The following is a 13,425-nucleotide window of genomic DNA, read 5'->3' as shown; positions in this document are numbered from 1 at the left end:
TCTCTACCTTTTTTATGTGAGGATTTTGAGTTGTTTGCGACTGCGAGATTGGTTATTTCCAAACTTTACTCGCGATCGCACTTACTCAATCTTACTCAGCGCCTTGGGGCAGCAATTCCCGCTTTTGACCTTGCAGCACCTTAACAATTCCGTCCTCGCCCACATCGACAACAGCGGTATCGCCGTCTTTGATGCGGCCAGAAAGGATTTCCTCAGCCAAACTGTCTTCCAGCAAGCGCATGATTGCGCGGCGCAGGGGTCGGGCTCCGTAGCTGGGGTTGTAGCCTTCTTCTACCAGCCGTTCTTTGAATTTTTCGGTCACTTCCAGGGTGATTCCCTGTTCTGTCAAACGACCGAACACTTCTTTGAGCATGATGACCGCGATTTCCTTGACTTCTTCCTTGTTCAACTGGCGGAAGACGATAATTTCGTCGAGTCGGTTGAGGAATTCGGGACGGAAGTAGTTTTTGAGTTCTTCGTTAACCAAAGAACGAATGCGGTTGTAATTAGCATCGGCTTGGTTGTCGCTGAACTCGAAACCGAGACCGCCGCCGCCTTTTTCAATCACCTTAGAACCGATGTTTGAGGTCATAATCAGCAGCGTGTTTTTGAAGTCCACGGTGCGACCTTTGGCATCTGTTAAGCGGCCGTCTTCCAATATTTGCAGGAGCATATTGAAGACATCGGGGTGGGCTTTTTCGATTTCGTCGAACAGCACGACGGTGTAAGGACGGCGGCGGACTGCTTCTGTGAGTTGGCCGCCTTCGTTGTAGCCGACGTAGCCTGGAGGAGAACCGATGAGTTTGGAGACGGTGTGCCGTTCCATGTACTCCGACATATCCAGCCGAATCATCGCGTCTTCGGAACCGAAGAAGTAGCCGGCTAGGGCTTTGGTGAGTTCGGTTTTGCCGACGCCGGTGGGCCCGGAGAAGATGAAACTGGCGATCGGGCGATTGGGATTTTTCAAGCCAACGCGAGCGCGACGGATGGCGCGGGAAACGGCTTTCACTGCTTCTTCCTGGCCGATCAAGCGCTGGTGCAAGGTATCTTCCATGTGCAGCAGCTTTTCGGATTCGGATTCGGTCAGTTTGTTTACCGGGACTCCCGTCCAGCTTGCCACGATTTGAGCGATATCTTCTTCGGTGACTACTGGCGATGGGTCTGTTTCGCCGGTGCGGGCCGAGTCGGTTTTTTTGGCTTGGGAAATAGCGCGAATTTCGGCTTTGATCGTCATTTCTCGATCGCGCAATTCGCCTGCTTTGTCAAAGTCTTGAGAACGGACCGCTTCGTCTTTATCTTTGAGGACTTGGCGGAGTTCTTTGTCAAGTTCTTTGGCTGCGGGGGGCAGTTGGGAGTTGATCAAGCGGACTCTAGAACCAGCTTCGTCTACCAAGTCAATTGCTTTGTCTGGGAGGAAGCGATCGGAGATGTATCGGTGAGAGAGTTTGGCTGCAGCTTCGAGGGCTGTATCCAAGATTTTCAGCTTGTGGTGCTGTTCGTAGCGTTCTCGCAAGCCGAAAAGAATCTCGATCGTCTCGTCAACGGTGGGTTCGCCGACCATTACGGGCTGGAAGCGCCGTTCTAGGGCTGCGTCGCGCTCGATGTGCTTGCGGTACTCGTCGAGGGTGGTGGCGCCGATGCACTGGAGCTCGCCTCTAGCCAAAGCCGGCTTGAGGATGTTCGCTGCGTCGATCGCCCCTTCAGCAGCACCTGCACCGATCAAAGTGTGCACTTCGTCAATCACCAAAATCACGTTACCCGCTGTGCGGATTTCGTCCATGATTTTTTTGAGGCGTTCTTCAAATTCGCCCCGGTATTTGGTACCGGCGACGAGCAAGCCGATGTCGAGGGTGACGACGCGCTTTTCTTCAAGGATGTCTGGGATGTCGTTGTTAGCGATGCGCTGGGCCAGACCTTCGGCGATCGCGGTTTTGCCGACTCCGGGTTCCCCGATAAGCACCGGGTTATTTTTGGTGCGGCGACCGAGGATTTGAATTACCCGTTCGATTTCTTTTTGGCGTCCGACTACTGGGTCTAGTTTGCCATCGACCGCCATTTGAGTGAGGTTGGCTCCAAATTCGTCGAGGGTTGGGGTTTTGGTGCGAGCGCCGCCGCCAGTGGCTGCGACTTCTGCGGTTTCTCCCAGCATCCGAATAACTTGGGTGCGGACTTTCGACAAGTCTACTCCCAAATTTTCTAAGACTCTAGCCGCTACTCCTTCACCTTCGCGGATCAGGCCCAGCAGCAGGTGTTCGGTGCCGATGTAGTTGTGTCCGAGTTGGCGAGCTTCTTCTAGGGATAGTTCTAGAACCCGCTTGGCGCGGGGGGTGAACGGAATTTCGACTGCTACGAAGCCGGAACCGCGCCCGATGATTTTTTCCACTTCAATGCGCGCGTCTTTCAGGTTGACGCCCATTGATTTGAGGACTTTCGCTGCAACCCCGGTTCCTTCTCCGATCAGACCCAGGAGGATCTGTTCTGTCCCTACGAAGTTGTGACCCAGGCGGCGAGCTTCTTCCTGGGCCAACATGATTACTTTTATTGCTTTTTCTGTGAAGCGTTCAAACATGATTTATTCCCATCACCTGCTGCTATGTGCCCGTTTCGAGGTCACGCTCGCACTTAAGGAGCGTTTGTGTTCTCGTAGCGACACGGCATTGCCGTATCCCTACTCGTACTGCTTATTCTAGCGCGACACTCCCAACCGATCTGCCGCACTCGGCTGCGGTTGCAGATTCCAGGCTCATGTTGCAGGGTGGCTTTCAACTGGGAAGACCCAAATGGTGGCTGACCTACAACCTCCCCTAGACTGCAAGAAGATTGCTCTTCTCGGCCTGTGCCCAACCTACGACTACGTATTGATGGATTCTAGCACAATCTTTTTGGCTGTTATGCAGGTGCAAAAGTGATAATTCTCCAAGTACAGGCCGGGTTTTGCACAAAACTTATTAGTTAGATGCACGATCGATCCCCTAAACTCGCTCTTAAGCTGTTGTCCATCTCAAGAATCTTTTGGTTGGCGAGGGAAAGAGCGAGCTGGGCTTTTTTTATCTAAAATTTTGTCTCAAATCCTTTGAAGATTTGGGTGTTCTTCATGTTGTCTGTTGTGCGATCGCTCCTGAGCAATTAGTGAGTGTTGATAGACTCTGAGGGGTTTGCCTCAGACTATACTGAGCGCGGTTCAAGACCAGGCTTTCATAGCAGAGTGCTTTGGTCGTTAACTCATCTGACTTAAAAGTGTGAAACTTCAATCGTGGAAAAGAATCTACATCCTGTTTAAAGCGTAGTCAAAGTAAATAATGAACACTAGAAACTTAGATGACCAGGTAGAAAGTACCGAAAATGGCTCGCTCGAAGTTACAAGTAAATTCCAGGATGCAGCTACAACAACTTCTGCAGCTTCACCAAAAGAATTCAATGCAGAACAGCTAGAACCTGTATAGTTTATTCGGCACGGTGAAAGTACCAGTAACGAACGCAACATTTTTGCAGGAGTTCTGGATGTTGACCTCACATCCTTTGGCATTTTTGCGGGTCGCAACCTAAATTTGCTGCGTCTAGCACAGGGCTACGAAGGGTTCGAGGAAATGTTGCATTCACATAACAAAGCACCTCCGGCTGGCGAAAAGATTGCCCAAGTTTACTCTCGCCCTGCCCGGTTCTACGAAGACAAAACTGTACCGCACTTGGAACGCGGTGAAACATTTCTCGTAGTGTGACCTATGGGTTGGTGGCTAACCTTAACGTTGCTCAAATCTAAACTTTTGCTCAATAAGCCATAACATCTTTGCTTAGGGTAAGGGTAGTCAAGGCACAAAACCTAGGAAATTTCACAACCGAAAACCAACTCTACCCTTTTATTTACATCTACCGAGGAAACGCTCACTGGCAAAAATCGCACCTTTGACCAGAAATACTATAGTTGGAATATTAGTCATCGGCAACCTGGAGGCAAACGCTGGAGCGCATTTGATATAGCTAACCGAAGACGATAAGCGCTTAGCCGCCACCGATTACTTCCTTAACCTCGACGACTATGGTAATGTTTATTATCAAGGGGATCACAAGATTCCTGTCTGATGGTAATTTTCCGGGCAAGGGTGGGAGCTGCTGTTACATCAACAGCTATTGCTCTGACTAACTGGTTAAAATTCCCAGAAGAATATGGAATAAAGACATAATGTGACCAATCAACTTATTACTTTCGGATTACAAAGTCTAGAGAAAAAATGGTAGAAGCTATCAAATTTAATAATCAAACCACCACAACCGAGTGGCGACTCACTCCTGGCTACTTGCATGAAGGCAGATCTGATTTTGAATCAGCACATATTTTGTTAGGTCGTTTTTTAGCGGATAGAACCTCAGAAGACCCCTTGGTAGAAAAACAACTATTTGCCAGCGACGGAATTTTTGAGTGGGGACACGCCAAGCCTTTAGAAAAAGTGATTAATTCACAGTCAGACTTGGAGTTTCTACTGTTGCATCCCAATTTGTTACGCAACTGTATAACTATCATCGAACCTTGGGAACACGTAGGCCTTAACGCTCTTGGCGAAGATGTTCGGGCTTCCAAAAATGTCGCCTACATTGCTCAAAAAGTCGCCGATATGGACTCAGTATTACTACCTGTTTGGTCAACAGGAGTCCTCGATCCAGAAATAGTTGTTCCCGCAATTAACTCTGGTTATGCAGTGGTAGTCGAAGGTGGCGATCCATCAACATACGATGCCTCCACCTGGACAAGTCCGGCCTGTCCGCGAGAGGATATGTTTGCATTAGTGGAAAAATTGCTGATTTCGCGATCGCCCACCAGCGCCCCCGCCATCTTTATCTGTGTAGGACACCAACTAGCTGCTGAATGTCACATCCGACTCATCCGGCGTGCAGTCAAACAAGTCCTCGATATGACATCTTTAGAACGCGATAAGGAGAGCAAAGCACTCAGATCGTTGCAAGAAGTCTGCCAGCGCATCGAAGCAATGGGCAAGACACTCCAAGTCAAAAAGCGTGATGGACGAGTGGTTGCGAATGGCTGGAATGACGAGCATTTTGCCGTGACGCGGAATGAATTAAAAGAAGTTGGCGATCGTGTGTTGTTGCCTTATCAGTCTCCCGACGGCGATGCTTTAGGTATTCCTTGGGAAATTATTCATGCTCATGATGTCACAGCCGACAGCCATGAAGGCGTGATTGACACAACAATTCAATATGAGGCCAGAGTATCAATTTCGATGTTTCATTCGGATGAAGTCAACGAAGAAGCAATATTGTTTGCCAACTGGGCTTTCCGCAGTATTCATGACGCTATCGTTCCCTATCGGCACATCATCGCTGGTAGTTCTCTGAGTTGGCTAATACAACTGCCCGACGCCATTGAAGTTCTTTGTTCAACAGCAGAGGAAGATGGTGAAATAGTTACCGAATGTTCAGCGACCTGTATTAACTACAAAGACTTTGAAACTAAGAAGATTCGACGCTCGTTTACTTGCCAGTTCCATCCCGAACTACTCTCGGATTTGCGCGCGATCGGTAACAGTGAAGCTCCATCATATGCAACATTGAAAAATGATGATGGTGTCCGCTTATTTGTCCGATTGCTGTATGCAGGAATGCAAGAGTAAGGCTGTTAGCTTGCGCCACTACTTGCGTGGCGCAAGCGGTGCTTTTAGGGATGACAATAATCATTAATTTATTATCCGGGAAATACAACTAATCATCTAGTTGACTCATCAAATAAACTTAATGAAATATAGTTTTATTAAAAATAAAGTCTGAAAATTATGAAAACAAAAACTCAAAACTGGTTTAGACTTGCTTTCCAGTTCAGAGGCTCAGTTATTTTAGCCATTTATCAACGAGTTATTGGATTTGGTCTGTTTAGTTTTATTGTTTCCGTACTTTACTATTTCAAACTCCCTGTATCCCAACCTATTTTGGGAAGTATTATTCCCAGCATCGTCTTAGGCTTATTACTGGTTTTCCGAACTAATACCGCTTACGAACGGTTTTGGGAAGGTCGTAGGTTATGGGGAAATTTAGCCAACGACGCCCGTAACATGGTTTGGCAAATTGGGGCAATGATGAACGACATTGAACCAGAAGATCGAGCCAAAAGAATTGCAGTCATTCGCCTCGTAGCTGCTTTCCCCGTAGCGTGTAAATTGTATCTTAGATCAGAACCTATAAATAGCGAATTAGAAGAATTGATGTCTCGATCTCAGTATTTGCAGCTAAAAACGATCCACAATCCACCGCTACAGATAGTCTTTTGGATAGCAGATTATCTACAACAGCAGTATCAACGTGGTAACGTTGTCTTACATTACGGTCATGTAGTTTTTCTGCAAGCTACTGTGAAAAGTATGATGGAATCTGTAGGACACTGCGAACGCATTTTAAGAACGCCCCTCCCCCTAGCTTATTCCATTCACCTCAAGCAACTGTTATTAATTTACTGCCTGTTATTGCCTTTTCAGCTAGTTAAAGATTTGGGATGGGGGACAGGCATATTTGTTAGTTTGATTACTTTTACGTTACTTGGCATTGAAGAAATTGGTCTTGAAATAGAAAACCCGTTTGGCTACGATACCAACGACTTGCCTCTTGATGCTATTTGCAACACAATCAAATACGACATTGAAGAGTTTATCACTTGTAATCCCCACCTCAACTCTCATGCAGATAAAATTTTCCACGAAGATGGGTATGATAAACAACTGTAACAATTAGATATCTATAGCTTTTCTCAGTAACATCAGGTGCACGCTTGATATAGGGCATAGGGCATAGGGCATAGGAAATACCTCACTTTATTGAGAACTGCTATAGAAAAAAATTGAATTGTGAGGTAGTAATATAAATTGGTTAGGACTTACGCACAGACTCTACTTGCAGGGTGCTTAGGTTGCACACTACTATAGATAGTGTAATAATAGAAGGAATGCAGCGTAACTCCTGTTAGTTTAATTTAGCGGTAAAAATAGTTGCGTGAGTACCTTAAAACTAGAAAGAGGAAAATATCCAATGAAGTTAGACAAGTTTGTACTAGCACAAAATATGGCATTTCTAATAGCTATTCCACCACAAAGTAATTTGGCTAAATTGCTCTCGTTTTGCTTGGCCACAAAAGCTAGACAAAAGATGACCGGAACTGAAATCTTAAGGATCACCTGTGAGCTAATGAAAAACCCCTCTAATTTGCCCTATTGGACTCAAGACGTGATGGGACTCGATTTAGATTACACCAGTGAAGAGTGGAAAGCTTTAGGAGAAATGGGCATCAACGATGCAGAGGAGTTTATGGCTACCCTGGGGCAAGAGTTGGAAAATTTAAGTTTGTAATGTCTGGCCGTGGCGTTAGCAAAGAAACTCTCAGGTTCCACACACTCTATCAAAAGCATTCATCAGATCCGGATAGTTAAAAAACCCTGTCTAAAGACAAGGGAGCGTCCACTTTGAAGAGAGAAACAACAATATGTCTTTAAATGTTGAACTTTTAGAGCAAAGTTTCGAGAAAATCAAACCTCGTGCTGATGATTTTGCCACTACCTTCTACGACAACCTGTTTAAACTTTATCCAGAAGTGAAACCACTGTTTGCCAATACCGAGATGGAAAAGCAACAGAAAAAGCTGATAAATGCTCTGGTTTTGGTAGTAGAAAATCTTCGTTCGCCAGAGGCTTTAGGGCCGGTTCTAAACGCACTGGGAGGGAGACACGTGGGTTATGGAGCGATCGCCAATTCTTACCCGGCAGTTGGAGAAGCACTACTAATGACCTTTGAGGAGTATCTTCAGGAAGATTGGACTATTGAAGTCAAACAAGCATGGATCGATGCCTACGGCGCGATTACTGCTTTGATGTTAAAAGGCGCAGGTGTAGAAACTACACCTAAAGAAGTTCAATTAGAAACAGAGATTATTCCCGATAAACAGGTAAGTATAGCAGCTAATCACCAACTAGAATCTGTTCCGCAAAAAGAGCCAGAGTTAGCCGTAGAGGTACTGGAAAGCAGTTTCGAGAAAATCAAACCTCGTGCTGATGAATTTGCCGCTAGCTTCTACGAAAACCTCTTCATCGCTCACCCAGAATTTAAACCACTGTTTGCCAATATTGAGCTAGAGAAACAACAGAAAAAGCTCATAAATGCTTTGGTATTGGTAGTAGAAAATCTCCGCTCTCCCGAAGCTTTAGGGCCAGTTCTCAACGCCTTGGGAGGCAGACACATCGGCTATGGGGTAATTCCCAAATATTATGGGCCAGTTGGAGACGCACTGCTGATGGCTTTTGAGCAGTATCTCCAAGAAGATTGGACTCCCGAAGTAAAGCTGGCGTGGACAGATGCCTACAGAGCAATTACAGGTTTGATGTTAAAAGGCGCAGGTGCCGATTCTTCACCAAAGGTTGTCCCAGATAAAAAAGATGTCACCCACCATCACCCACAAGAATCACAGACACAATTACTCAACGAATCTAAGCCGATCGCGCCGCAAACCGAGCAACAGAAAAAGCCTTTAGTATCAATTCAGTTGGATGGTGAAATTATCCAAAAAACGCTCTCGAAAATAACTGATAGTTATCAGCAATTTCAGGGTAAATCATTCGTTCAGCAATTGGGTGAAGCTCTCAAAGGAATTTTAGAAAAATTCGTTGATAATTTCTGGACACAACCCGCGTGGTTAGTGGCTAGTGTTTCAGCACTTCTGTTCATCATAATTTATGTGGCGGCGGATGATAATTCTCTGATTGGAGAGATTTTGCAGAGTGTTGATGCTCTTAGTATGGTCGTTGCTTTAATTTTATTCATTAAGGAAGCGCCCGATCGCAGGAAGCAATTTCATTACCAAGCTTGGAGTACAGTTGATGCAGCACACGGCGTAAAAGTTAGCTATGCAAGAGTTCTGGCACTCCAAGATTTGAATGAGGATGGTGTTTCTCTTAGAGGTGTAGATGCTATTGGTGCAGAGTTAGTAGCTATTAATCTCTCTCGGGCCAATCTAAGTGAAACCAAATTGAGTGAAGCTGACCTCAGTAATGCCAATCTGAGCCATGCTAACCTGAATAATGCTAACCTCAGTCAGGCTAAATTGAGTGGTGCTAATCTCAGTCATGCCAACCTGAGTTTTGCTCGCTTGAGTCAGGTTAATCTCAGTAGTGCCAACCTCAGCGGCGCTAATTTAATTTGTGCGGACTTGAGTAACGCAAATATGAGCGGTGTCAATTTGAGGGATGCTAGTTTGAGTGGTGCTAACCTGAAGAGTGCCTACCTAAGTGGTGCAAATCTCAAAGGTGCTAAAGTTAGCATTTCTGACCTGAGTGGTGCTTTGCTCGAAGGCGCTGTTATGCCTGATGGATCAAAGTATAAGTCTCTGCAAGATGGGGTCACAAACAAATAAATTGATGCCAGCTTTTTTATGACATTTTTGTCTGCTACTCTCCTAAAAGGGTGACGACTCTTTTAGTAGAATAGCTTTGGCTTACTGAAAGGCGATCGCTACTAATGGTGAGAGATTACTCTTAAATTTCTGAGACATACAATGTCGGCTCAAGAAGTTGTTGGCTTGCTCAATGAACTGGTAACAGGCTTTGATGAAATGACAGAAAAATACGGTATGTCTGCGATCGCTGGCCTGTGGTATGGTTGAGCTTATATTCCGTTATCTGTAATTTAAGTGGAATTGGGCAAATTCAAAGATTACGCCTTAAACCACTGCATTTAGGCGGAAAACTCCTTCAATTTATTTGCTCAAAACCGACAAACGAATAAGCAACGCTCATTCTATGGCCACCACAACCGACGAGCCATTGCCCTTACACGAACTTATTTCGCGGATTTTAGCACCGGAACCCTCCTTCCAGAAGCCGAAGGGACTTCTATCGGGGCTGGGTACAATGCAAGCCCTCAATCAGCGCCTCGCAAATCAACCCCTGCTGGATTTCATCAACCCCACTTTGCGGGGAATTAGTCAGGTTATTTTCGTCAACAACCCTTTGAGTGGATTGCTAATCCTAGCTGCTATGTTCATTCAGTCTCCCTGGCTGGGGGGCATGAGCTTAGTCGGCACTGCCGTTAGCAACGCTAACGGCGATCGTCCTCAAAGCCAATCCAGGCGCCATCCAGAATGGGATCTTCGGGTTGAATGGAATGCTCGTGGGTGCGGCGATGGCGTTCTTTGGGGCGTTTGGTAATGGAGCCTGGAATCCTGTCTGGGCGATCGCCGCCATGATCCTCTCGGCTCTCACAGCCGTGGTGATGGAAACGGTAGGGACGTGGTTTGCCACCCGGTTTCGAGTTGCTCCACTGGGCATCCCATTTAATGGAGTGATGCTCCCCTTTCTACTCCGGCTGGCATTTGTACCCCAACCCTTCTTCGATCTGGGGCCGCCGCCACCCCCTTTTCCCGCTGGTGCGATTGACGGATTTCGCTTGGTACAATCGCTGCCGATCGGTCTGGCGCAGGTCTTTTTCTCAGACAAGCTTGTTTCAGTTGTGCTAGTTGTTGTGGGCATTGCCATCTGTACTCCGATTGGGGCAGTGGTGGGATTGCTCGGTTGCGCCATGTACCTGCTAGCGGGTTTGCTGCTGGGAGCCAAGCCGGATGAACTGTATACAGGTTTGTGGGGCTACAATGCAGCTCTCACCGCGACGGCAATTGGGGGAGTGTTTTACACGCCAAACCGTCTCAGCATTTCGATTGGTCTGATCTGTGCTTTCTTGGCATCGATCGCCAGCATTCTCCTAGCACCCCTGTTCTCGCTGCTCAAGTTACCCGTTTTGTCTGTGCCTTTTGCCCTTGTGACGATTGGGTGTTTTCTGATCTTGCAGCCGCTGCCTTCACTCGTACCTGTGGTTCTGCATACAGTGGCGAGTCCAGAGGAACATCGACAGCGGTTCCGTGCAGCCAAGGAAACTATTGCTAGCTTCCGGCAACAACTTAGAGCCGCGCTTCAGGGACAGCAACGCAACATCTTGTTTGAGCAGGCAACTCCTGCGATTAAAGGCGATTTACGCTACATCTTCGATGCAATCGATCGCGATCGAAGTGGGTTTCTCTCAACCCAGGAGCTTGCAACTCACCTGCATCAGGCAGGAAAAGTCCTCTCTGAAGGTGAACTGACCTATCTATTCAAGTGCATGGATAAAGATGGCAGTGGCGCGATCGACTTTGAGGAATTTGGCGAATTGATGTTGCGCCATCAACGGCTGATGTCGAGATACACAGAATTTGTCACCTATTTCCTACCAATTGATGTCGATGCAGATGATGCCATCAGTATGAAGGAGATGAATACAGCACTGGCCAGTTTGAGAGAACCCCCTCTGTCTAAGGATGAAATTACATTTTTGCAAGAGCACACAGGAGGACAGCCGTTGACTTGGAATCGATTTATTGAGGTGCTGCTGCTGACTTGAAGAGCGATCGCAACCTTGATACTAATACTAATCTCGATCGGACTTTTATACAATAATCTCTTACTTGAGGAACCTTATCCTATGACAACTCAACTCACTCATCCCAGAATCATTCTCGACACCGATCCGGGCGGAGATGATATCTATGCTTTCCTTTGGCTTCTGAGCTTGGTCAAACAAGGACTTGCTGAACTTGTCGCCGTTACTTCCGCAGATGGCAATGTAGCTGCTAAACGCACGTTTTCTAGTGCGTCGCAGATTTTAAATTTAGCAGGGTTCCCAGACATTAAAGTGGGTCGCGGTGTCCCCATCAAACAAGTTGTGGAAGATGCCGGACATATTCATGGCGCGGATGGGATGGGCAATCTGTCTCATACTTTACCCCCACCCACCCATAATTTTGAGGATGCTCGCTACTCCGACGAAATCATCATCGATGAGCTAAACGCAGCTCCCGGGGAAATTACCATTGTAGCGATCGGCCCCCTAACAAACCTCGCTGCGGCGGAAACGAAAAGTCCTGGCATCCTGAAAAAAGCCAAGGAAATTGTGATCATGGGAGGTGCTTTTTTCTGTTCCGGTAATGTGACTCCCCATGCGGAATTCAATATTTGGTTTAATGCTGAAGCTGCTCAGACAGTATTTGACAGCCGAGATGATATTGTCGTGATGCCGCTAGACGTAACGCGCCACTTAATTTTCACACGAGATATGACTCAGGCCGTCACTCAGGCGAATCCAGAGAGTAAACTTTCTCAATTCTTGATAGCTCTTTGTGAGTTCATGATTGGCACAGCCTTGGGTTATCGAGAAACAGCAGGAATTCCAGGTTTTCTTGTCCATGATGCAGCCACCTTGGGATACCTATTTTATCCAGAAACTTTGATGTTGAAAAGGGCAAAAGTCCGGGTTGAAACAAAGGGAGAGTTGACCCTCGGACAGACATCAATTGATAGTCGCCCTGCACCGAAAACAGGAGCCAATGCCTGGGTAGCGTTGCAGGTTGACAAGGGCAAATTTTTCACCAGTTTCGTTGAAGATTTGAAGCAGCTATTCACAACCGCCGAGATTTCGTGAAGCCAAAATACCCAACTTTTTTAAGAAGTCGGGTAGCTGGACTGCATAAGCCAAATTAAACCTGTTAGTTTGACAAAGGTAAAAAATAATGACGACCACAGAGCGGTTTAAAAAGTTTTAGTGTTTACATTCCAATGATATGCTTGGAGGTGTAAGTTCTGAGTTAATCAATATATTTATCTAAGGAGGCAGAAAAATGGATCTTGATAACTTGACTCAAATCTCCAAACGAGATTTGGAAATGATTCAACTACACCAATTTCAACAACCCATCTACTGTTGCAATGTCACGGCAATTGCCTATGCCTTTACCGCCTTGGGGTATCTGACGACCGTCGATGAAATTTTCTATGTGGCCCAACTGCCGATCGCATCGGTTCTAGATGATGGCATGACCCTAGCCGAAACCTACGACACCTGTCGAATTTACATTGAAAGAAAACAATTACCGCTGTCCATTCAGGTGGAGCATTTTGATAAACCGAGTATGACGCTCGAAGCATTCATTCGTGAGGTTGAAGTCGCCGTTGGTGAGGAAACTGATGTCCATATTCTCAACTTCAACACCCGTATTGCCCATGAAAATCCAAGTTTAGAAGGTGGTCACTTCTCCTTATTAGCAGATTATAACCCGGATACTCAAGAAATCACCATTGCAGATACAAATCCCAAACGGTATACCCGGTTTTGGAAATGCCCAATTCAGCGTCTATATGCCGCTTGCGTGGATAAGGATTCCTCATCGAATCGCTCTCGTGGCATGATCGTGCTTCGCAGGCTGGAAGCCAATCTAGCAGGTGAGGGAGTGGTTCATCCAGCAGATATCGCCTTGAACGAGCTGCATTCTAACAACGATTGATACCAATTTAATATGAAGCTGCATAGAATAAAGCTTCCAGAATGAAAGTGTAAGAAGATAGTGAACTCATTTCT

At 46.4% G+C, this 13,425-nt stretch carries 11 protein-coding genes; 10 read left to right on the top strand and 1 reads right to left on the bottom strand.

All coding sequences use genetic code 11. The annotated features are described in order from the left end of the window. Nucleotides 1–91 precede the first annotated feature (91 nt). Nucleotides 92–2,569 carry an ATP-dependent Clp protease ATP-binding subunit gene (locus QUA71_RS24590; RefSeq protein WP_006632591.1) on the bottom strand — a complete coding sequence of 826 codons (2,478 nt, stop codon included), beginning with the start codon at nt 2,567–2,569 and terminating at the stop codon, nt 92–94. A 730-nt stretch (nt 2,570–3,299) separates the two neighbouring features. Between QUA71_RS24590 and QUA71_RS24585 the strand changes: the two genes are divergently transcribed. The 10 genes from QUA71_RS24585 to QUA71_RS24540 all read left to right on the top strand — a co-directional run bounded on the left by QUA71_RS24585 (nt 3,300) and on the right by QUA71_RS24540 (nt 13,351). Then, complete coding sequence (locus QUA71_RS24585; RefSeq protein ID WP_333289077.1) at nt 3,300–3,443, top strand: hypothetical protein; 144 nt, start codon at nt 3,300–3,302, stop codon at nt 3,441–3,443. A 144-nt stretch (nt 3,444–3,587) separates the two neighbouring features. Then, the gene (locus QUA71_RS24580) at nt 3,588–3,719 is read left to right on the top strand and encodes a hypothetical protein (protein WP_333289076.1); all 132 of its coding nucleotides are present in this window, start codon (nt 3,588–3,590) and stop codon (nt 3,717–3,719) included. Between the two features lie 510 nt (nt 3,720–4,229). Next, complete coding sequence (locus QUA71_RS24575) at nt 4,230–5,624, top strand: hypothetical protein (RefSeq protein ID WP_333289074.1); 1,395 nt, start codon at nt 4,230–4,232, stop codon at nt 5,622–5,624. 159 nt (nt 5,625–5,783) lie between these two features. After that, entirely contained in the window at nt 5,784–6,725 is a 942-nt protein-coding gene (locus QUA71_RS24570) for a bestrophin family ion channel (RefSeq protein ID WP_333289072.1), read from the top strand. 301 nt (nt 6,726–7,026) lie between these two features. After that, a complete protein-coding gene (locus QUA71_RS24565) occupies nt 7,027–7,344 on the top strand; it encodes a hypothetical protein (protein ID WP_333289070.1) in 318 nt (105 codons plus the stop codon). A gap of 133 nt (nt 7,345–7,477) precedes the next feature. Then, nucleotides 7,478–9,397, top strand: a complete 1,920-nt coding sequence (locus QUA71_RS24560; RefSeq protein WP_333289068.1) for a pentapeptide repeat-containing protein — start codon at nt 7,478–7,480, stop codon at nt 9,395–9,397. 385 nt (nt 9,398–9,782) lie between these two features. Next, nucleotides 9,783–10,190 (top strand): urea transporter, encoded by a 408-nt coding sequence (locus QUA71_RS24555; protein WP_333289066.1) that lies wholly within the window; start codon nt 9,783–9,785, stop codon nt 10,188–10,190. Further along, nucleotides 10,138–11,415 (top strand): urea transporter, encoded by a 1,278-nt coding sequence (locus QUA71_RS24550; RefSeq protein ID WP_445243825.1) that lies wholly within the window; start codon nt 10,138–10,140, stop codon nt 11,413–11,415. The genes QUA71_RS24555 and QUA71_RS24550 overlap by 53 nt, the downstream gene beginning before the upstream one ends. A gap of 81 nt (nt 11,416–11,496) precedes the next feature. After that, the gene (locus tag QUA71_RS24545) at nt 11,497–12,492 is read left to right on the top strand and encodes a nucleoside hydrolase (protein WP_333289064.1); all 996 of its coding nucleotides are present in this window, start codon (nt 11,497–11,499) and stop codon (nt 12,490–12,492) included. 196 nt (nt 12,493–12,688) lie between these two features. After that, nucleotides 12,689–13,351, top strand: a complete 663-nt coding sequence (locus QUA71_RS24540) for a phytochelatin synthase family protein (protein WP_333289062.1) — start codon at nt 12,689–12,691, stop codon at nt 13,349–13,351. The last annotated feature ends 74 nt before the right edge of the window (nt 13,352–13,425 follow it).

Source organism: Microcoleus sp. MON1_C5 (genome assembly GCF_036701875.1).
Lineage (GTDB): Bacteria > Cyanobacteriota > Cyanobacteriia > Cyanobacteriales > Microcoleaceae > Microcoleus.
The sequence above is the reverse complement of the archived record's forward strand: the minus strand, read 5'-3'. Positions and strand labels throughout refer to the sequence as shown.

Bases quoted from the DNA above. Each gene is read 5' to 3' on its own strand.
- QUA71_RS24540 (WP_333289062.1), top strand. From the start codon at position 12,689: ATGGATCTTGATAACTTGACTCAAATCTCCAAACGAGATTTGGAAATG.
- QUA71_RS24555 (WP_333289066.1), top strand. From the start codon at position 9,783: ATGGCCACCACAACCGACGAGCCATTGCCCTTACACGAACTTATTTCG.
- QUA71_RS24575 (WP_333289074.1), top strand. From the start codon at position 4,230: ATGGTAGAAGCTATCAAATTTAATAATCAAACCACCACAACCGAGTGG.
- QUA71_RS24560 (WP_333289068.1), top strand. From the start codon at position 7,478: ATGTCTTTAAATGTTGAACTTTTAGAGCAAAGTTTCGAGAAAATCAAA.
- QUA71_RS24580 (WP_333289076.1), top strand. From the start codon at position 3,588: ATGTTGCATTCACATAACAAAGCACCTCCGGCTGGCGAAAAGATTGCC.
- QUA71_RS24570 (WP_333289072.1), top strand. From the start codon at position 5,784: ATGAAAACAAAAACTCAAAACTGGTTTAGACTTGCTTTCCAGTTCAGA.
- QUA71_RS24590 (WP_006632591.1), bottom strand. From the start codon at position 2,569: ATGTTTGAACGCTTCACAGAAAAAGCAATAAAAGTAATCATGTTGGCC.
- QUA71_RS24585 (WP_333289077.1), top strand. From the start codon at position 3,300: ATGAACACTAGAAACTTAGATGACCAGGTAGAAAGTACCGAAAATGGC.
- QUA71_RS24545 (WP_333289064.1), top strand. From the start codon at position 11,497: ATGACAACTCAACTCACTCATCCCAGAATCATTCTCGACACCGATCCG.
- QUA71_RS24565 (WP_333289070.1), top strand. From the start codon at position 7,027: ATGAAGTTAGACAAGTTTGTACTAGCACAAAATATGGCATTTCTAATA.